General features: G+C 71.4%; 17 protein-coding genes and 1 pseudogene. 9 read left to right on the forward strand and 9 right to left on the reverse strand.

Going from position 1 to position 18,358, the window contains the following annotated elements:
• Positions 1-136: 136 nt before the first annotated feature.
• Positions 137-1,030 carry a helix-turn-helix domain-containing protein gene (locus ACZ41I_RS18440; protein WP_399763982.1) on the forward strand — a complete coding sequence of 298 codons (894 nt, stop codon included), beginning with the start codon at positions 137-139 and terminating at the stop codon, positions 1,028-1,030.
• 25 nt (positions 1,031-1,055) lie between these two features.
• On the opposite strand, the gene ACZ41I_RS18445 is transcribed toward ACZ41I_RS18440, so the two are convergent.
• The 3 genes from ACZ41I_RS18445 to ACZ41I_RS18455 all read right to left on the reverse strand — a co-directional run bounded on the left by ACZ41I_RS18445 (position 1,056) and on the right by ACZ41I_RS18455 (position 6,465).
• Positions 1,056-4,355, reverse strand: a complete 3,300-nt coding sequence (locus ACZ41I_RS18445; RefSeq protein ID WP_468514583.1) for a S8 family peptidase — start codon at positions 4,353-4,355, stop codon at positions 1,056-1,058.
• Positions 4,356-4,644: 289 nt separating this feature from the next.
• The gene (locus ACZ41I_RS18450; RefSeq protein WP_468514584.1) at positions 4,645-5,892 is read right to left on the reverse strand and encodes a L,D-transpeptidase; all 1,248 of its coding nucleotides are present in this window, start codon (positions 5,890-5,892) and stop codon (positions 4,645-4,647) included.
• 225 nt (positions 5,893-6,117) lie between these two features.
• On the reverse strand, positions 6,118-6,465 hold the full coding sequence (locus tag ACZ41I_RS18455) for a hypothetical protein (RefSeq protein ID WP_363217338.1): 348 nt from the start codon (positions 6,463-6,465) through the stop codon (positions 6,118-6,120).
• A 109-nt stretch (positions 6,466-6,574) separates the two neighbouring features.
• Between ACZ41I_RS18455 and ACZ41I_RS18460 the strand changes: the two genes are divergently transcribed.
• Together ACZ41I_RS18460 and ACZ41I_RS18465 are read left to right on the forward strand one after the other, a co-directional pair.
• Positions 6,575-6,895, forward strand: coding sequence for an LAETG motif-containing sortase-dependent surface protein (locus ACZ41I_RS18460; RefSeq protein WP_363217339.1), 321 nt, complete (start codon positions 6,575-6,577; stop codon positions 6,893-6,895).
• A gap of 42 nt (positions 6,896-6,937) precedes the next feature.
• On the forward strand, positions 6,938-7,696 hold the full coding sequence (locus ACZ41I_RS18465) for a hypothetical protein (RefSeq protein WP_399763975.1): 759 nt from the start codon (positions 6,938-6,940) through the stop codon (positions 7,694-7,696).
• A 53-nt stretch (positions 7,697-7,749) separates the two neighbouring features.
• Here ACZ41I_RS18465 and hutH read toward each other — a convergent pair whose 3' ends face one another.
• The 3 genes from hutH to ACZ41I_RS18480 all read right to left on the reverse strand — a co-directional run bounded on the left by hutH (position 7,750) and on the right by ACZ41I_RS18480 (position 11,477).
• The gene (gene hutH / locus ACZ41I_RS18470; protein WP_399764837.1) at positions 7,750-9,288 is read right to left on the reverse strand and encodes a histidine ammonia-lyase; all 1,539 of its coding nucleotides are present in this window, start codon (positions 9,286-9,288) and stop codon (positions 7,750-7,752) included.
• An 88-nt stretch (positions 9,289-9,376) separates the two neighbouring features.
• On the reverse strand, positions 9,377-10,519 hold the full coding sequence (locus tag ACZ41I_RS18475) for a GGDEF domain-containing protein (protein ID WP_468514585.1): 1,143 nt from the start codon (positions 10,517-10,519) through the stop codon (positions 9,377-9,379).
• A gap of 163 nt (positions 10,520-10,682) precedes the next feature.
• Positions 10,683-11,477: an enoyl-CoA hydratase/isomerase family protein gene (locus ACZ41I_RS18480; RefSeq protein WP_363219865.1), complete on the reverse strand. Its 795-nt coding sequence runs from the start codon at positions 11,475-11,477 to the stop codon at positions 10,683-10,685.
• A gap of 196 nt (positions 11,478-11,673) precedes the next feature.
• Here ACZ41I_RS18480 and ACZ41I_RS18485 point away from each other — a divergent pair, with 196 nt between their 5' ends.
• The gene (locus ACZ41I_RS18485; RefSeq protein ID WP_468514586.1) at positions 11,674-12,336 is read left to right on the forward strand and encodes a hypothetical protein; all 663 of its coding nucleotides are present in this window, start codon (positions 11,674-11,676) and stop codon (positions 12,334-12,336) included.
• On the opposite strand, the gene ACZ41I_RS18490 is transcribed toward ACZ41I_RS18485, so the two are convergent.
• Together ACZ41I_RS18490 and ACZ41I_RS18495 are read right to left on the reverse strand one after the other, a co-directional pair.
• Positions 12,311-13,417, reverse strand: a complete 1,107-nt coding sequence (locus ACZ41I_RS18490) for an adenylate/guanylate cyclase domain-containing protein (protein WP_363219867.1) — start codon at positions 13,415-13,417, stop codon at positions 12,311-12,313. The genes ACZ41I_RS18485 and ACZ41I_RS18490 overlap by 26 nt on opposite strands.
• Before the next feature lie 264 nt (positions 13,418-13,681).
• Positions 13,682-14,542, reverse strand: a complete 861-nt coding sequence (locus tag ACZ41I_RS18495; protein WP_363219868.1) for a biotin--[acetyl-CoA-carboxylase] ligase — start codon at positions 14,540-14,542, stop codon at positions 13,682-13,684.
• A 110-nt stretch (positions 14,543-14,652) separates the two neighbouring features.
• Here ACZ41I_RS18495 and ACZ41I_RS18500 point away from each other — a divergent pair, with 110 nt between their 5' ends.
• From ACZ41I_RS18500 to ACZ41I_RS18515, 4 genes are all read left to right on the forward strand, one after another.
• The gene (locus tag ACZ41I_RS18500; protein ID WP_363219870.1) at positions 14,653-16,236 is read left to right on the forward strand and encodes an acyl-CoA carboxylase subunit beta; all 1,584 of its coding nucleotides are present in this window, start codon (positions 14,653-14,655) and stop codon (positions 16,234-16,236) included.
• A 9-nt stretch (positions 16,237-16,245) separates the two neighbouring features.
• The gene (locus ACZ41I_RS18505) at positions 16,246-16,455 is read left to right on the forward strand and encodes an acyl-CoA carboxylase epsilon subunit (protein ID WP_363219871.1); all 210 of its coding nucleotides are present in this window, start codon (positions 16,246-16,248) and stop codon (positions 16,453-16,455) included.
• Positions 16,456-16,525: 70 nt separating this feature from the next.
• On the forward strand, positions 16,526-16,654 hold the full coding sequence (gene mmpB, locus ACZ41I_RS18510) for a morphogenic membrane protein MmpB (RefSeq protein ID WP_363219872.1): 129 nt from the start codon (positions 16,526-16,528) through the stop codon (positions 16,652-16,654).
• 32 nt (positions 16,655-16,686) lie between these two features.
• A complete protein-coding gene (locus ACZ41I_RS18515) occupies positions 16,687-17,316 on the forward strand; it encodes a Maf family protein (RefSeq protein WP_363219873.1) in 630 nt (209 codons plus the stop codon).
• Positions 17,317-17,401: 85 nt separating this feature from the next.
• Here ACZ41I_RS18515 and ACZ41I_RS18520 read toward each other — a convergent pair.
• A pseudogene (locus ACZ41I_RS18520) lies at positions 17,402-17,893 on the reverse strand (hypothetical protein); the annotation flags it as partial.
• A 364-nt stretch (positions 17,894-18,257) separates the two neighbouring features.
• On the opposite strand from ACZ41I_RS18520, the gene ACZ41I_RS18525 reads away from it, so the two are divergent.
• Positions 18,258-18,358: biotin carboxylase N-terminal domain-containing protein (locus ACZ41I_RS18525; protein ID WP_158786612.1), on the forward strand; the 101-nt coding region annotated here is incomplete at its 3' end.

The raw sequence follows: 18,358 nt of genomic DNA on the forward strand, positions 1-18,358 counted from the left end.
GTTGCCTTCCCACCGGGCACGCAACCACCCTCTCCCACGCTACGACGGCCACCCAGACCACGCCTGTGCATACGACTGCCGTGCCTACCACTGGCGGGGTCAGGTTCCGGTGCGTACGACCGTGAATACTGGACGTATGGAGAACCAGCCCCTGCCCTCGTCCCCGCCTCTGGACCGGCGGGCAGAACTGAACGAGTTCCTGCGCAGCCGGCGGGCCCGGCTGAAGCCGCAGGACGTGGGGCTGCCCGACTTCGGCCGGCACCGGCGGGTGCCGGGGCTGCGCCGCGAGGAGCTGGCGCAGCTGGCCGGGGTGTCGGTGGCGTACTACACCCGTCTCGAACAGGGCAACGGCAGGAACGTCTCGGCGGAGGTCCTGGACGCGATCGCCCGGGCGCTCAGGCTGACGGACGCCGAGCACGCGCATCTGACGCATCTGGCCAAGCCGAAGTCGCACAAGAAGAAGCCGGCGGCGCGCCAGCAGCAGGTGCGCTCCTCGCTGCGGCAGCTGCTGGACACGATGGACGGCGTACCGGCGTACATCGTCGGGCGCCGCTCGCAGATCCTCGCCTGGAACCGGATGGCGGCGGCGCTCTTCGGCGACTGGGCGGAACTGCCGCCTGCCGAGCGCAACTGGGCCCGCCTGGTGTTCCTGCACCCCGCCTACCGCGACCTGTTCGTCGACTGGGAGCAGAAGGCGATCGACATCGTGTGCGCCCTGCGCATGGACGCGGGCTGCTATCCGGACGACCCGCGGCTGTCGGCGCTCGTCGGTGAGCTGTCCGTCAAGAGCGAGGAGTTCCGCCGGCTGTGGGCGACGCACGACGTCAAGGAGAAGAGCCACGGCGTCAAGCACCTGCACCATCCGCTGGTGGGCGATCTCTCCCTGAACTTCGAGTCCTTCCGCCTGACGGACGACACGGACCAGTCCCTGCTGACCTACCACGCCGAGCCGGGCTCGCCGTCCGCCGACTCCCTCCGTCTCCTCGCCAGCTGGGGCACGGACGCTGCCCACGCGGTGCCGTCGGCCTGAGCCGTCCTGCGACCACGCGGAGTGTCTACTTGCCGAAGTAGGCGTCGTAGATCGTGATCCGGGATGTGTTGCCGTTCCTGTCGGTGATCTCGGAGCGCAGGGAGAGGGACCTGCCCTTCGCCGGGTTCTTCACGGTGATCCTGCCGTCTCGGACGTCGGTCTTCGTGAAGGTCCTGCCGTCGTAGGAGACGTACACGGCGAGGGACCTCAGATTGCGGCCCGCCGCCGAGCCCTCGACGGTGACCGGGAAGGTGAGCGTCTCGCCGGCCGCGACCCGGCTGTCCAGCCCGGTCGTGACGCCGTAGTGCAGGACGGAGGCGGGGAGCTGGACGGCGGTGCCGGAGATCTTCTTGGAACGGAAGGTCCAGGTCGCGTCGATCCGGGAGGAGGCCCGGGCGACCGTCGCCGAGCGCTTGACCGAGGTGGTCAGCCGGTAGGCGGCGGCACCGGCCGGAACCTTGAAGGTCGCCTCCCCGAACAGCGGGTCGTTGGTCGAGCCGATCTTGGTGCCGTCGCGGTACAGGGTCGTGGTCACCGAGGTGAAGTCCGAGTATCCGGTGTGCCTGGCGGAGTCGGCGAACAGCGGCAGCGAACCGTAGATCTCGTTGCCGGAGCGGTAGAGACCGAGGTCCTTGTCGAGGTGCGGGCCGAAGACCGCGGTGTTGACCGTCCTCGTGCAGCTCTGGCCGGCCTTGAAGGAGGAGGCGCCGAGCGCGTACGTGGCGTCGGGCAGCGGGAATCCGTCCTGGTCGGTGCCGCCGTACTGGGTGAAGTGCAGGTCCCACAGGACGCCGCCGCCGGCGGACAGGTGCAGGGTGCGGGTGCCGGGCAGCTGCTGCGGCACGTCGATGGAGGAGGCGCCCACGCTGCCGGGCACCCAGCCGATGGCGGCGACCGAGCCGGTCCTGCCGCGCGCGGATGCACCCAGCCGGGCCTTGACGGTGGCCAGTTCACTCGCCCTGTAGTGCCTGGTGTAGCCGGTGGCGAGCCGGGTGACCGGGCCGCCGGAGGTGACGTCGTACTGCTCGCTGGTCCCCTTGGTCCAGTGGCCGTCCCATTGCTGGAACAGCTGTCCGGCGGGGAGCTTCGGGCCCAGGTGGGCGGTGCGGAAGTCCTTGTACGTGTCCAGGAACCAGCTGTAGCCGTACTCGTCGTCACCGATCGTGAGGGTGTACCCCGGCGAGGCGAACCGTGACCTCACGCCCGGGGCCGGGACGGTGATGTCGACCGGCTTGGTCCTGCGCGCGTCGATGGTGAGGGTCTGCTTCCTGGTGACGGTCAGCTTCGGCTGGGCGATCCAGTCGGTGCCGCCGGTGCCGTTGCCGTTCCGGAAGACGGCGGAGTTGAGGACGTACGTGCCCTTGGGCGCGCGCACCTTCACCGTGCCGGACGCGTCGTACGGGTTCAGCTCCGTGCCGTTCGCCGGGCCGCCCACGCCGCTGAGGCCGGCGGTGTAGTACGTGGCGGGCTTGCCGTCGCGGCCGGTGAACTTCAGGGTGACGTCGTACGACTCCACCTCGCGGTGCACCGCGGCGGCCGTGCGGACGCTCTGGCCGGCGCCGGTCGCGGTCACGTACGCGCCGTAGGCGCCGTCGAGGGTGCCGCCCAGCCTGGTGTTCACGGTGAGGCCGACGGAGGCCTTCCCGTGCGCGGGGACCGTCAGCCTCGTCGCGCCCAGCGTGAAGAAGCCCGACGGGGCCGCGTGGCCCCTGGGATCGGTGGCGGTGCTGCTCAGGGTGAGCGTGACGTCCTTGTCGCCGAGGTTGCGGTACGTCACCTGCCGGGTGACCGGCTTGTCGTCGGTGTGCGGCCACTGCTGCACACCGAAGCTCAGCGAGACCGGGTCGGCGATCACGGTCTGCCGGTAGGCCCTGTCCACGGCGATACGGCCCGAACCCTGCTGGAACGGCGTGTAGGTGCCGCCCTTGGCGGAGCCGGTCAGTGCGCCCTTCAGCTCGGCGTAGCCCCAGCCGGGATGCTCCTGCTTCAGGATCGCGGCGGCGCCCGCGACATGCGGGGTGGCCATCGAGGTGCCGGAGAGGGTCAGGTAGCCCGCGGGCTTCTCGCCGACCTCCTTGTCGATGACGCTGTCCTTGGCCGCGGCGGCGGTGATGTCCACGCCGGGCGCGGTGACGTCCGGCTTGATGGCGCCGTCGCCGATGCGCGGGCCGGTGGAGGAGAAGTCGGCGAGCCTGTCCTTCTTGTCGACGGCGCCGACGGTGAGCGCGGCGTCCGCGCTGCCCGGCGAACCGATCGACTGGGGGCCGTCGTTGCCCGCGGCGATCACGAACAGGACGCCCTTGGTGGCGGAGAGCTTGTCGACCTCGGCCTCCAGGGGGTCGAGGCCGGGGCTGTCGTAGCCGCCGAGGCTGAGGTTGACGACGGAGGCCCCCTGGGAGGCCGCCCACTCCATGCCGGCGAGGATGCCGGAGTCGTCTCCGGAGCCGGTGTCGTCCAGGACCTTGCCGTTGAGGATCCCGGCGTCCGGGGCGACACCCTTGTACGTGCCGCCCGAGGTGGCGCCGGTGCCCGCCACGATGGAGGCGACGTGCGTGCCGTGCCCGTAGTGGTCGGTGGCGTCGGCGGCGGAGGTGAAGTTCCTGGACTCGGCCACCTGGCTCTTGAGGTCCGGGTGGCGGGTGTCCACGCCGGTGTCGAGGACGGCGACCTTCACCCCCTTGCCGGTGTAGCCGGCCTGCCATGCGACCGGGGCGCCGATCTGCGGCACGGACTTGTCGAGCGAGGCCCTGCGGACGCCGTCGAGCCAGACGTGCGCGATGCCGGAGGCGGCCCGGTCGCCGTGGGTGAGGGCGTGCCACAGCCCGGCGGTGTCCTTGACCTGTGTCTGCACGGCGTCGGCGTTGAGGGCACCGAGGCTGCGGCGCAGGCGGGCCGCGTCCCGGACGTCCGCCCTGGCCGCGGCGGCGGCACCGCGGTAACCGACGATGACCTTCAGGCCGTTCTTCTGGGCCCGGCGGGTGGCGGCCTTGTTCAGCTCGGTGACGTCGAACAGCCGCTGGTCCAGCGTGCCGGAGGTCACCAGGCGGGCCGCGTCGGCCGGGACGACCAGTGTGTGGCCCTTGGTCCTGCGGACCTGGAAGGGTACGTGCGCCCGGCCCTTGGCCCGCTGCAGGCCGACGATGCGGCCCTTGGCGTCGAGGGCGACGCGGTCACCGGTGATGAGGGTGACGTGGGTCCTCGCGGTGAGCGCGGAGGCGGTGGTCGGGGTGCGCTCCACGGGTCTCGCCGACGCCGGGCTGGTCAGACCCGCGGCGAGGGCGACGGCTGCGGCCGTGGCGACAGCGGCCGCAGCAGCGCTTTTCACTTGTCTGCGCAAGTTCTCCCCCTGGAGACGGAGCACGGGGCGAATTCCCCGTTCACCCGACCACGCAGTATGCCGGGGGGTGTTCAGAGGGCTCAACGGTTGAGAGGAGAGTAAGAGAGAGCGACGGAAAACTGTTACGCCGTGGGCGGGACACCGTTACAGACCGGCGCGGTCCCGTTCTCATGACGAAGGTCGACCCGTGCTCCAAGGCTGCGGGCCCGCCCGTGCAGGGCCCGCACACGCCGGTGCCGCCCCTTGAGGGGGGCGGCACCGGAGGGATGAGGGGGCGTCAGGCGGCCGAACCGGCCTTCCACTGGGCCCAGCTCATGTTCCAGCCGTTGAGGCCATTGTCCGGGGCGACCATCTTGTCCCCCGTGTTCTGGACGACCACCACGTCACCGACCAGGGAGTTGCTGTAGAACCACGCGGCCGGCGTGCTCGCGTCGCCGGCGCCCTTGACGTCCTGCAGACCGATGCAGCCGTGGCTGGTGTTGACGCTGCCGAAGACGGAGGGCCCGCCCCAGTAGTTGCCGTGGATGAAGGTGCCGGAGTTGGTCAGGCGCATGGCGTGCGGCACGTCCTTGATGTCGTACTCGCCCTTGCCGTCGGAGTCCTTGAAGCCGACCGTCGCGCCGTTCATGCGGGTCTGCTTGAACTTCTCCGAGATCACCATCTGGCCCTCGTAGGTGGTGTGCTCGGGGGCGCCTGCGGAGATCGGGATGGTCCTGACGACCTTGCCGTCCTGCGTGACCTTCATCTGCTTGGTCTTCGCGTCGACGTAGGAGACCTGGTTGCGGCCGATGTGGAAGGTGACCGTCTTCTGCTGGATGCCCGTGACTCCGGGCGCGGCCTCGACGCCGTCGAGCGCGAGTTTCAGGGTGACGGTGGAGCCTGCCTTCCAGTACTGCTGCGGGCGGCAGTCCATGCGGTTGGCGCTGAACCAGTGGCAGGCGACCTCCTGGCCGCTGCTGGAGCTGACCGTGATGCCCTTCTGCACGGCCGCCTTGTTGGTGATCGCCTTGTCGAAGTTGATCGAGACCGGCATGCCGACACCGACCGTGGAACCGTTGTCCGGGGTGAAGGTGCCGATGAAGCTGTTGGCCGGGGAGACCGTGGTGAAGGACGCGTTCTCGTTGGCTATGCGGCCCTGGGCGTCCTTGGCCTCCGCGGCGACCCTGTAGGTGGTGGAGCGCTGCAGCTGGACGGTCGGCTTCCAGCTCTTCCTGTCGGCGGAGAGCTGCCCGGCGACGGCCTTGCCGTCCTGGGTGGTCATCGTGACGCCGGTCAGTGTGCCCTTGGCGACCGTGACACCGGCCGAGTTGTTGATGGAGGCGTTGTCGGAGCCGTCCTTGGGTGTGATGGTGATCTGGGCCTCGGACGACTTCTTGGCCGCTGCCTCGTCGGCCTTCGCCTGCGAGCTCTTGCCGTCGTCGGACGCCTTGGCGTGGCCGCCGCCGGAACAGCCCGTGAGTGCCAGCACCCCACCGAGCAGTGCGGACGCGACCGTCAGGCCCTTGCGCCGCTTACTGTCCGTCATCACACGCTTCTCCATCGTTGCCGAAATCGAAAACCCCGAGACCCCCGTTGCGAACCTTCCACGCTACGGACGATCCGTCCTGTTTCACATGGTTCGCATGTGTTAGGCGCACCACGCCGGCCACGGTCGCCCGAGGCTGGTGGTGCTGAGTCGTCCGTGCGCCCCCTGAGACGACGAAACCCCGGACGGCGGTTGCCGTCCGGGGTCATGACTGCCCCGGGACGCTCAGCCGATGCCGTCCTCTTCTTCGTCGTCGTCTTCCCCATCATCCTCGTCGAGATCCCAGTCGGGCGAATCAGGGTCGTAGTCGATCCGCTCACTCGACCAGGACGCCTGCTGGACTTCCACCCCGGGCACCTCGCTGACCAGGTCGAACGGGTCCACGAGATACGCGAGGGCTTCCGCGGTGTCGTCCGTCACAGCCCCCTCGGCCTGGGCCCGCTCCGCCTCCGGAAGCTCCGTGTCCCGGCCGACCCTGCGCAGCGCGGCCTTGGTCACCTCGTCCTCGTCCTGCACTTCGAGGACGACCTCCACCCGAAGCCGTACAAAACGTGATGTCTCTTCAGCGCTCATGCCGGGAGCGTACGACTGAAACCTCCCGTGACTTTCCTGTGACCCGCGACTTTCACTAACATCGCTCCACACGGCCAATTCGCCAGCGTCACAAGGGGATCGATATTCCGTGTCATCCGCTCGCCGTCCGCTGCTGACCGCCACCGCCGCGGGCACCCTGCTGTGCGCGCTGTGGTTCGTCCCGTCCGCGAAGGCCTCGCAGGACCCGGCCAGAGCGAACACGGAATCCACCACGACCCATGTGACACAGCAGGCCAGGGCGGTGTCGCAGGCGGCCGCGGACAGCGCACGGGAGGCGGCGGACGACACCGAACTCGCCGACACCGGCAGCCCCGACACCACGCCGTACATCGTCGGCGGCACCCTTTTCCTCGGCGTCGGTGCCGGGTTCGTGGTGTATTCGGTGCGCCGTGAACGCATGGGGTTTTAATCACCCTTGACGATTCTTTGACAGTGCGCACATAGTTCGCCCATGAAGAGATCATCGGGCGTGCGACTGTGCGCCACCGCGGTGCTGGGTGCGCTGTCGCTCGCCCTTGTCACGGGCTGCTCCGGCAAGGATGCGGCGAAGCCGGCCGTGCAGGCGCCGAGCGCCACGGAGTTGAAGAAGCTGATCATCGCCGACGGCGAGGTGCCGGGGTACAAGGTGGGGCCAGTGCCGGCCTCCCGCGCCAAGCCGATCACCACCGACAGCGCGCCGTGCCGGCCGCTGGCCCGCGTGATGAGCGGCCTCCCGCCGACCGAGGCGGCGGCGAAGACCGACCGGCTGGCCATGGAGAACGCGAAGAAGTCGCCCTCGGCCAAGCCGACCTCGCCGGACGACCTCGACGGGAAGAAGTTCGAGGAAGCCATGCACAAGTCCCTGGACCGGGACGTCACCACGGTCACCCTTGCCTCGTACGACGGCGACGGCGCCGAGAAGGCCCTCGCGTCGGTCTCCGCCGCCGTCAAGGCCTGCGCGAGCGGCTTCCCCGGCAAGCAGGCGGGGACGAAGGCGCAGTTCACCAAGGTCGCCGCGGAAAAGGCGACCGACGCCGGGGACGGGGCGGTGGCGTTCACCGCGACGATGGACTCGGACGACGGGGACGCGGCCCCCGTCCACGCCGAGGTCGTCAGGACCGGGACCACCCTGTCGGTCTACTTCACGTCCAACCTGGGCGCGATGATGGACAAGAAGGCGTACGCGGTGTCACCGGAGGTCGTCAAGGCCCAGCAGGCCAAGCTGAAGTGATGTGACGACAGGGGCCCCGCGCGCGGCGGGGCCCCTGTCGTCCTGCCGGGACGTTACTGCAGCGGGCCGGTGACGGCCTCCACCGCGGCGACGAGGTGCCCGCCGCGTACGAACGCGTCGGCGGCGGCCAGGTCGGGCGCCAGGAACCGGTCGGGGCCCGGGCCCTGCACACCGGCGGCGCGCACGGCCTCGATGACGGCCTGGGAGGCCGGCGCCGGGGTGAGGCCCTCGCGCAGCTCGATGGCGCGGGTGGCGGCGTACAGCTCGATGGCGATGATCCGGGTGAGGTTGCCGACGGCGGTGCGCAGCTTGCGCGCGGCCGACCAGCCCATGGAGACGTGGTCCTCCTGCATGGCGGAGGACGGGATGGAGTCCGCGGAGGCCGGTACGGCCAGCCGCTTCATCTCACTCACCAGGGCGGCCTGCGTGTACTGGGCGATCATCAGCCCGGAGTCGACGCCCGCGTCGTCGGCGAGGAACGGCGGCAGCCCGTGGCTGCGGTTCTTGTCCAGCAGCCGGTCGGTGCGGCGCTCGGCGATGGAGCCGAGGTCGGCGGCGGCGACGGCGAGGAAGTCCAGGACGTAGGCGACCGGGGCGCCGTGGAAGTTGCCGTTGGACTCCACGCGGCCGTCGGGCAGCACGACCGGGTTGTCGACGGCGGAGGCCAGCTCGCGCTCGGCGACCAGCCGGGCGTGCGCCATGGTGTCGCGTCCGGCACCGGCGACCTGCGGGGCGCAGCGCACCGAGTAGGCGTCCTGGACGCGGGGCGCGTCGTCCTGGTGGTGCCCGGTGAGCTGGGAGCCCTTGAGCACGGCGAGCATGTTGGCGGCGGAGGCGCCCTGCCCGGGGTGCGGCCGGATGGCGTGCAGCTCCGGTGCGAGCACCTTGTCCGTCCCGAGCAGCGCCTCCAGGCTGAGGGCGGCGGTGACGTCGGCGGACTTGTAGAGGGTGTCGAGGTCGGCGAGGGCCATGATCAGCATGCCGAGCATGCCGTCGGTGCCGTTGAGAAGGGCGAGCCCTTCCTTCTCGCGCAGCTCGACGGGCTGGATCCCGTGCTCGGCGAGCAGCTCGCCCGCGGGGCGGACCGTGCCGTCGGGGCCCTCCGCCTCCCCCTCGCCCATCAGGGTCAGGGCGCAGTGGGACAGCGGGGCCAGGTCACCGGAGCAGCCGAGGGAGCCGTACTCGTGCACCACCGGGGTGATCCCGGCGTTCAGCACGTCGGCCATGGTCTGCGCGACCTCGGGCCGCACGCCGGTGTGCCCGGAGCAGACGGTCTTCAGCCGCAGGAACATCAGGGCCCGTACGACCTCACGCTCCACCCTCGGCCCCATGCCGGCGGCGTGCGAGCGGACGATGTTGCGCTGCAGCTGGGCGCGCAGTTCCTGGCTGATGTGCCGGGTCGCCAGGGCTCCGAAGCCGGTGGAGACGCCGTAGACCGGGTCCGGCTTGGCCGCCAGCGCGTCCACGATCTCGCGGGCCGCCGCCAGGGCCGCCACCGCCTCCGCCGACAGCTCGATGCGGGCACCGCCGCGCGCCACGGCGAGAACGTCGGACGCCGTGACACCGGACGTCCCCACCACCACAGTGTGCATATCCATATTCAGGAGCGTACGCATTGAATGCGGGGATGTCACTAGTGGGGAACAGGGGCACCCCTTACCGATCCGTGTGGGCTTCGCCTCACGGCCGGCGTCCCCGGAACCGGCGCCGCTCGCCCTGCGAGGGCGGCGGCTCGTCCGCCAGCCGTACGACCGGATCCTGAGGCCCCTCGCGCCCCGCGACCACCGGCCGGTCGACACCCAGCGCCTTGGCCCGGTACTGGGCGGCGTCGGCGAGCCGGAACAGCCGCCGGGCGTCGTGCACCTCCCCGATCGGGTCCTCGGTCGAGGCGATCCCGCACGCCACGCCCTCCCCGGGCTCCAACTCCGCCGCCCTCCTGCACAGTTCGTCGGCGGCCTTGACCACGTCGTCGGCGGGCGGCCCGACCGCCAGCAGACAGAACTCGTCCCCGCCGAGCCGTGCCACGAGCGCACCCGGCACCATCGCCCCGCACAGCGACAGCACCGAGCCGAAGCGCTCCAGGAGCCGGTCGCCGACGGCGTGCCCGAGGGTGTCGTTGACCCGCTTCAGCCCGTTGAGATCACAGACGACGAGGCTGACGGCCGCACCCTCCGTACGGTGCCGCTCGACGGCTTCCTCCAGGCGTACGTCCACGGCGCGGCGGTTGGCGAGTCCGGTGAGGGCGTCGGTGTACGCGAGCCGGCGGGCCTCCTCCAGCCGCTCGGTCTGCGCGAGCCCGGCGGCGACGACGGCGGCCAGCACGGTGGCGAAGTCGGCGTCGGCCCGGTCGAACACAGGGGCGTCGACGGGACGGGCGACGTACAACTCGCCCCAGGCCCTGCCATGCAGCACCACCGGCGCGACGACACAGCAGCCGCGGCCTCTGCGGCGCAGGGCGGCGACGCGCTGATGGAAATAGCCGGGAGTGCCGGCGGCGGTTCCCTCGGCGGTCTCCACCCAGGCGTTGGGTCCGCCCCCGCCGGCCCACCGCTCGTGCAGGAACTCGGTGATCTCCGGGAACTGGTGCACCGGGTAGGCCTCGGACTCGGGGAACTCCTCCTCGTCCGGGCGCCGGTCCCCCACGTTCACGAGGACGCGCAGGCGGCCGAGCTCCCGCTCCCACACCGACAGCGCAGCGAAGCCGCCGTCCAGCGCTCGGCACGCGCCGAGCGCTGCGGCATGCCACGAGTCCCGCGGAGTGTGGGCCGCCGCCATCCCCTGCGCCAGCGCCACGACTGCGGCCAGCCGCCTGTCCTCGCCCATTACTCCAGATTAGGGAGGATTTGGGGGTTGCGGGACATGGGTGGGGCGAACAGGTGGTGAGCCCTGCGGTGCGAGGGGCTCGGGTCCGTTGCGGCCGCTCGCGCCCACGCGGCGCAGCCGCCGGTCGAACACGGCCCCGCGCCCCTTACGGGCACAGCCCCGCCTACTCCCCCGGCCACTGCGGCTTGCGCTTCTCGTTGAACGCCGCCACTCCCTCCGCCCGGTCACCGGAGAACGCCACAGAACGCCACGCCGCGTCCTCGACCTCCAGCCCCGCCCGCAGATCCAGGCCGTGCCCCAGCCGCAGCGCCCGCTTGGCGGCCCGTAGCCCGACCGGCGAGTTACCGGCGATGCGCGCGGCCAGCGCGAGGGCCTCCTCCCGATCGCGCCCGGCGTCCACGACCTGGTCGACCAGCCCCAGTTCGACCGCCTCCGCCGCCTCCACCCGCCGCGCCGAGAAAACCAGCTCCGCCGCACGCGCCGCCCCGACCCGCCGCGGCAGCAACTGCGTACCGCCGCCGCCGGGAATCACGCCCACGGACACCTCCGGCAGCCCCACCACCGCCGTACGGTCGGCCACGATCAGATCGCAGGACAGGGCCAGTTCGAACCCCCCGCCCAACGCGAACCCGTGCACCGCGGCGATCGTCGGCATCGGCAGCTCCAGCACCCCGGTGTACGCCCCGCGCGCCACCGGCCGCTGCCGCAGCAGATCGGCGTCGCTGAAGGAGTTCCGCTCCTTCAGGTCCGCCCCTACGCAGAACGCCCGCTCATGGGACGAGGTCAGCACCACCACCCGCGCGTCCCGGTCGGCGGCCAGCGCCGTGCACGCGGCGGCGAGGGAGCGGGCCATCTCCGTCGAGACGGCGTTCATGGCCTTGGGCCGGTCCAGCACCAGCTCCGCGACGAACCCGTGCCGCCGTACCAGCACGAACTCCCCGAACCGCTCCTCGCTCATGACATCCTCCGGCTCACGTGTTAACGCGGGTTAACCACTGTCGGCCCGATCATCGCAGCCGGACCCGGCCGCGGAAAAGCCCAGGGGGCTACGCCCGTTCGAGTGACATCCCGGCCGTCTCACCCCACATCGCCCACAGGAACGCATAGCGTGCGTCCGCCACGGCACGCCGGGGCGGGCGGCGGGGAGGGGAACCATGTCACCGATACGTGCACAGTCCCGTACGGAAACGGAACCGGAGCAGCGGCGGGAGCCACAGGCGCACGGCGAGCCGGTCGGCGCGCCCGCCGTGCGACGCGGACGGCACCGCAAGCCGCGCCCCCGCAAAGTACTGCTCGCCGCCGGCGGACTCGCCCTGGTCGCGGGTGTGCTCAGCCTGGTCCGGGTCGCGCCGGACTCGGGCGCCGACGTCCCGGGCACGACCGAGGCCGGGCCCCGCCCCGACGCGGACGGCGGCGCCACGGACCCCGCGGCGAACACCGCCGTCACGGTCGCCGCCGCCCCCACCGCGCTGCCCTCGGCGACCTCCGTCATGGGCGGCCGGAGCCTCCCGCCGACGGCCGCCCGTCCGGCCGGCGCCCGTCCCGGCCCGTACACGCCCGCGGCGCCGCACGGCAGCACCGCCGCACCGGGCACCACCGCCGGCGGACCGGCCGCCACCCGCGGCACCCCGTCGCAGCCCCGGGCGACGCCCTCCGCCCAGCCACCTGCCCCGACCGCCTCCCGGACCGCACCGCCCAGCCCCGCACCCAGCCGCAGCACGGCGGACCCGGGTACGGACGGACTGTGCGTGCCGGTGCTCGGCCTGTGCGTGGACCGAGGGGGCGAGAGGTCTACGACTGGCCGTCGCGGCGGGTGAGCAGCCAGGGCTCGACCACGCCGAGCCCGCGGACCGGGCGCTGCCACATCGGCTGGAGCGCGAAGCGGTACACCGGCGGCTCCTCGCCCTCCTTCTCGGCGGCCGCCGCGGCCTCCGCCGCCTCCGCCTCGGAGACGGGCGCCTCGCCGGAGCGGATCAGTTCCTCCGCGAAGGCGCTGTCCACCAGGACGGCGTCCCGCGGGGCTATCGAGGTCAGCCGGGAGGCCAGATTCACCGTCGTACCGAAGACATCACCCATACGGGTGGTGACCGTGCCGAACGCCATGCCGACCCGGAGCTCCGGCATCGTCTCGTCGTTCGCCAGCGTCTCGACCAGCCGCAGCGCGATGTCCGCGGCGATACCGGCGTCGTCCGCCGCGTACAGCACCTCGTCGCCGAGGGTCTTGATCAGCCGGCCGCCGCGCGCGGCCACCAGGTCGGCGGCGGTCGTCTCGAACGCCTCGACCAGCTCACCCAGCTCCTCCTCCTCCATCCGGCGGGTCAGCCGGGTGAACCCCACGAGGTCGGCGAAGCCGACGGCGAGCCGCCGGTCGACCATCTCCTCGTCGTCCGCCGACTGCACGACCCGTCCGGCCGAGGCGGCGAGTTGCCGGCGCCAGACGTAGACCAGGAACTCCTCCAGCTCGGGCAGGAGCAGCTCGACGATCGGGTACGTCACCTCGGTACGGGTCATTCCGGGCTCGGGCGGCTCGGTCAGGCCCTCCAGGAAGGAATCCATCTGCCACTCGGCCAACCGGGCGGTGGTCTGCCCGGTGGACCGGGCCACCTGCACCGCCATGGCCTCGCTGAGCAGCCCCGCCTCGACCAGACCGGCGAGGCGGCGCAGGGCCAGTACGTCGGCCTCGGTGAGCGCCTTGGCCTGGCCGATGTCGGCGAAGCCCATGGCCCGCCAGAACCGTGACGCCAGCTCCATGGAGACGCCGGCGCTACGGGCCGCCTGGAACGGGGTGTAGCGGCGCTCGGCGCCCAGGATGAGCTGTTCGAGGCGCAGGGCCAGCGGATCCTCGCCGGGGTCGGCGGCGTCCGCGCCCGCGCCGGAGCCCGTGTCGTCGACGGTCACGCCTGCTGCCCTTCCGATCTGCCGCGGTCACGTTTCGACCGGCCTCAACTCTACGGCAGGTGTGCGCCAGCTCACTCAGTTGGGTTCGGCCGGGGGGATGTGCTCGGTACCGGGTAGGTGCCGTTTGCCTCTGTGCTGTGCCGGAGAGGTCCGGGGGAGTCATCGCCGTCGCGGAGTGCGGGGCGGTCGTGGCTGGTCGCGCAGTTCCCCGCGCCCCCGGGGAGCTGCAGCCGGCCGCGGCGCGACCCCCCGGCCGGCACGGACCTACGCGGGACGCAGATGCACGATGTCCCCCGCCCCCACAGGCTCCCGTACACCCGTCTCCGTCGCGATGACCAGCCGTCCGTCCCCGTCGATCGCCACCGCCTCGCCCACGATCGACCGCTCTCCGGGCAGCTCGGCCCGCACGGTGCGCCCCAGCGTCGCGCACCCCGCCGCGTAGGCCTCCTGAAGACCACTCAGCGTGGGATCACCCCCGGCACCCCGCCACCGCCCGTACCACTCCTCCAGCGACCGCAGCACCGCCCGCAGCAGCGGATCCCGGTCCGTGCCCGCCGCCCCGGCCAGCGCCAGCGACCCCGCCTGCGGCACCGGCAGTTCCTCCGCCCGCAGCGTGACGTTGATGCCGACACCGATGACCACACCGCCCTCACCGGCCCGCTCCGCGAGGATGCCGCCGGCCTTGCGCTCCTCCCCGCCCACGGTCACCAGCAGGTCGTTCGGCCACTTCAGCGCCGTATCCACGCCCGCTCCCCGCGACAGGCCCGCCGCCACCGCGACACCGGTGAGCAGCGGCAGCCAGCCCCACCGCGCCACCGGGACCTCGACGGGCCGCAGGAGCACGGAGAAGAACAGGCCCGAGCGCGGCGGTGCCGTCCAGCGGCGGTCCAGACGGCCCTTCCCCTCCGTCTGCTCCTCCGCCACCAGCACCGCGCCCTCACCTGCCTTCCCGGCGGCGGCCCGGGCGACCAGGTCGGAGTTGGTGGAGCCGGTGCGCTGCACCACGTCCACCTCGCGGTACAGGCTTCCCTCCCGGACCAGCGCACGCCGCAGTGCCGCGGCGTTCAGGGGCGGACGGTCCAGGTCGGACCAGCGGCTGTCGTCTGATGCATTGTGCGGCGTCATGCAAGTCACCCTAGGTGTGGGAAACGCCGCACTGCCGACCCACAGGCCCAGCACTACTCTACGGATGAGTAACCGTCCCCCCTTTTGAGCAGGCAGGGAGCCGCATCCCGATGTCCGAGCCGGAAGAGATCGACATTCACACGACCGCTGGCAAGCTGGCGGATCTCCAGCGCCGCATCCACGAGGCGACGCACGCCGGCTCGGAACGCGCCGTCGAGAAGCAGCACGCCAAGGGCAAACTGACGGCCCGTGAGCGCATCGAGCTGCTGCTGGACGAGGGGTCGTTCGTCGAGCTGGACGAGTTCGCCCGGCACCGGTCCAGCAACTTCGGACTGGAGAAGAACCGGCCGTACGGCGACGGCGTCGTCACCGGGTACGGCACCGTCGACGGACGCCCCGTCGCGGTGTTCTCGCAGGACTTCACCGTCTTCGGCGGCGCGTTGGGCGAGGTCTACGGGCAGAAGATCGTCAAGGTCATGGACTTCGCCCTGAAGACCGGCTGCCCGGTCATCGGCATCAACGACTCCGGCGGCGCCCGCATCCAGGAAGGCGTCGCCTCCCTCGGCGCGTACGGCGAGATCTTCCGCCGCAACACCCACGCCAGCGGCGTCATCCCGCAGATCAGCCTGGTCGTCGGCCCCTGCGCCGGCGGAGCCGTGTACTCCCCGGCCATCACCGACTTCACGGTCATGGTCGACCAGACCTCGCACATGTTCATCACCGGCCCGGACGTCATCAAGACCGTCACCGGCGAGGACGTCGGCTTCGAGGAGCTGGGCGGGGCCAGGACCCACAACACGGCCTCCGGCGTGGCCCATCACATGGCCGGCGACGAGAAGGACGCCATCGAGTACGTCAAGCAGCTGCTGTCGTACCTGCCGTCCAACAACCTCTCCGAGCCCCCGGTCTTCCCCGAGGAGGCCGACCTCGCCGTCAGCGACGAGGACCGCGAGCTGGACACCGTCGTGCCCGACAGCGCGAACCAGCCGTACGACATGCACACGGTGATCGAACACGTGCTGGACGACGGCGAGTTCTTCGAGACGCAGTCCCTGTTCGCGCCGAACATCCTCACCGGGTTCGGGCGGGTCGAGGGCTTCCCGGTCGGCATCGTCGCCAACCAGCCCATGCAGTTCGCCGGCTGCCTGGACATCGACGCGTCCGAGAAGGCCGCCCGGTTCGTGCGTACCTGCGACGCCTTCAACATCCCGGTGCTGACCTTCGTGGACGTGCCGGGCTTCCTGCCGGGCGTCGACCAGGAGCACACCGGCATCATCCGGCGCGGCGCCAAGCTGATCTACGCCTACGCGGAGGCCACGGTCCCGCTGATCACCGTCATCACCCGCAAGGCCTTCGGCGGGGCGTACGACGTCATGGGCTCCAAGCACCTCGGCGCCGACCTCAACCTGGCCTGGCCCACCGCCCAGATCGCCGTCATGGGCGCCCAGGGCGCGGTCAACATCCTGCACCGCCGCACCATCGCCGAGGCGGAGGACGTCGAGGGCACCCGGGCCCGCCTGATCCAGGAGTACGAGGACACCCTCCTCAACCCCTACGTCGCGGCCGAGCGCGGTTACATCGACGCGGTGATCATGCCGTCCGACACCCGTGCCCACATCGTCCGCGGCCTGCGTCAGCTGCGCACCAAGCGGGAATCCCTGCCTCCGAAGAAGCACGGCAACATCCCCCTCTAAGGAGCCGCTGTGACGATCAAAGTCGTACGGGGCAACCCGACCCCGGAGGAGCTGGCCGCCGCCCTGGCGGTGGTCCGCGCCCGCGCCGCGGCGGCAGCGGCAACGCCGCCCGGCGCGGAGGGCCCGAGGGACGCCTGGTCCGACCCGGCACGGATCGCGGCGTCCCACCTGCCCAAGCCGGGGCAGGCGTCCTGGACCCGCACGTACTGGCCGAGCTGAGGCAACACGGCGCGCCAATTGAGTACCGATACTCAGGCGCCCACCCCCCACCGGGCCGCAGGCTGGACGAATGCTCTGGTCAGACCCGGAAAACGAGCCGCCGAAGGACCTGCGCGAAGCGCAGGCGATGCTTCGGCGGCTCGGCTTTCTGATGGCCTTGGCCATGATCCTGGCGATGGTCGTCATCGGCCTGAGGTGAGCCGGCCGGCGCCCCGCGACTAACCTGACCGCATGACTGCTACGGACCGCAGGTCTACGCGCCGCCGCCTGATCCTCGCCTCCGCCTCCCCCGCCCGGCTGGGCCTCCTGAGGCAGGCCGGTCTCTCACCGGAGGTGATCGTCAGCGGCGTCGACGAGGACGCCGTCACCGCGCCCACCCCGGCGGAGCTGGCGCTCGCCCTGGCCGAGGCGAAGGCCTCGGTCGTGGCGGCGAAGCCGGAGGTGCAGGGCGCCCTGGTGATCGGCTGCGACTCGGTGCTGGAGCTGGACGGGCAGGCCTTGGGCAAGCCCGCCGACGCCGAGGAGGCGACCGCCCGCTGGAAGGCGATGCGCGGGCGGGCGGGCACCCTCCAGACGGGTCACTGCATCTGGGACACGGCGGCCAAGCGGTACGTGTCCGGGACCGCATCCACCGTCGTCCGTTTCGGTGAACCCAGCGACGAGGAGATCGCGGCGTACGTGGCGTCCGGCGAGCCCCTCTACGTCGCCGGGGCCTTCACCCTGGACGGCCGTTCGGCGCCGTTCATCGAGGGCATCGAGGGCGACCACGGCAATGTGATCGGCATCAGCCTGCCCCTGGTGCGCAAGCTGCTGGCCGAACTGCACGTGGGCATCACGGAGTTGTGGTCGCCGGACGAGTGATCCGGGCGGCCCCGGAGTCCCGCGGCTCGCCGGGCCCGTCGTGCACGTCCTGCGGCGCGTCCGTACGGGGCCCCGGTACGGACGCCGGGCCCGTGGCCGCAGCCGGGGCCGAGGCCGGCTCGGCCTCCGTCTTCGGGTCGCCGTCCTGCCCCGCTCCACCGCCGGAGACATCCCGCCGCGGGCCGCCGTCCCGGTCGTACGTCATCAGGAGCAGGACGACGAGGCCGAGTACGACCACCATGAACAGGAACGCCGTCCAGCCGACCAGGCCCCAGACGAAGGCCCCCAGCAGGCCGTGGACGACCGCCACGCTGATCAGCAGGACGCGGCCGAAGCCCGCGGGGGCGCGGTCGCGGATCGCGACCAGGACGGCCACCAGCGCGCACAGCGCGAAGTAGAGCCCGAAGACGACGCCGCCGACCTTCGAGGACGTCGCCATCGTCGACGGGTCGAGGCCCGCCAGGGACATGTCCTGGCGGTCGACCACCATTCCGAGGAACCAGTTCAGCGCAGCAATGAAGACGCCCTCCGCCAGGAGGACGACCGCCACGACCCATGCCACCGGTCTGCGCACCACCGGTCCCCACCCACTCTCGAGCCAGCGACTTGTTACCACAGGTACGTTCGAGCCATCGCGAACGCTACTAACGGGTAAACCCAGGGACAAGGGTTTGCGCGCCAGCAAAGAATCATTGGGCCATTCGTAGGGACTCGACAAAGAAACTGAGTGGGCCGCAGCACGCTCTCACAGAGACCTTGACCACATGACAGGGCTAGGGTTTCCCGGAGGAGTCCTGCGTACGCGGGCGCGACAAGGGATTTCACGGGTCGAGCGAGCCTCGAACTACGCTCCGTGTGGGCAAGCTCACCATTGGGGACGGGTCGAAGTGCCGTGTCGGCAGTCCCTAAACTCGGCTTGTTTCAAGGAGGGAGCCTCAATCGTGCGCAAGGTGCTCATCGCCAACCGTGGCGAAATCGCTGTCCGCGTGGCCCGGGCCTGCCGGGACGCCGGGATCGCGAGCGTGGCCGTCTACGCCGACCC

This window comes from Streptomyces sp. NPDC030799 (assembly GCF_055572255.1).

What these genes read in the sequence shown, in the direction of transcription:
- ACZ41I_RS18440 (WP_399763982.1), top strand. Translation starts at nt 137, where the DNA reads ATGGAGAACCAGCCCCTGCCCTCGTCCCCGCCTCTGGACCGGCGGGCA.
- ACZ41I_RS18450 (WP_468514584.1), bottom strand. Translation starts at nt 5,892, where the DNA reads ATGACGGACAGTAAGCGGCGCAAGGGCCTGACGGTCGCGTCCGCACTG.
- ACZ41I_RS18455 (WP_363217338.1), bottom strand. Translation starts at nt 6,465, where the DNA reads ATGAGCGCTGAAGAGACATCACGTTTTGTACGGCTTCGGGTGGAGGTC.
- ACZ41I_RS18465 (WP_399763975.1), top strand. Translation starts at nt 6,938, where the DNA reads ATGAAGAGATCATCGGGCGTGCGACTGTGCGCCACCGCGGTGCTGGGT.
- hutH (WP_399764837.1), bottom strand. Translation starts at nt 9,288, where the DNA reads ATGCACACTGTGGTGGTGGGGACGTCCGGTGTCACGGCGTCCGACGTT.
- ACZ41I_RS18475 (WP_468514585.1), bottom strand. Translation starts at nt 10,519, where the DNA reads ATGGGCGAGGACAGGCGGCTGGCCGCAGTCGTGGCGCTGGCGCAGGGG.
- ACZ41I_RS18480 (WP_363219865.1), bottom strand. Translation starts at nt 11,477, where the DNA reads ATGAGCGAGGAGCGGTTCGGGGAGTTCGTGCTGGTACGGCGGCACGGG.
- ACZ41I_RS18485 (WP_468514586.1), top strand. Translation starts at nt 11,674, where the DNA reads ATGTCACCGATACGTGCACAGTCCCGTACGGAAACGGAACCGGAGCAG.
- ACZ41I_RS18495 (WP_363219868.1), bottom strand. Translation starts at nt 14,542, where the DNA reads ATGACGCCGCACAATGCATCAGACGACAGCCGCTGGTCCGACCTGGAC.
- ACZ41I_RS18500 (WP_363219870.1), top strand. Translation starts at nt 14,653, where the DNA reads ATGTCCGAGCCGGAAGAGATCGACATTCACACGACCGCTGGCAAGCTG.
- mmpB (WP_363219872.1), top strand. Translation starts at nt 16,526, where the DNA reads ATGCTCTGGTCAGACCCGGAAAACGAGCCGCCGAAGGACCTGCGCGAA.
- ACZ41I_RS18515 (WP_363219873.1), top strand. Translation starts at nt 16,687, where the DNA reads ATGACTGCTACGGACCGCAGGTCTACGCGCCGCCGCCTGATCCTCGCC.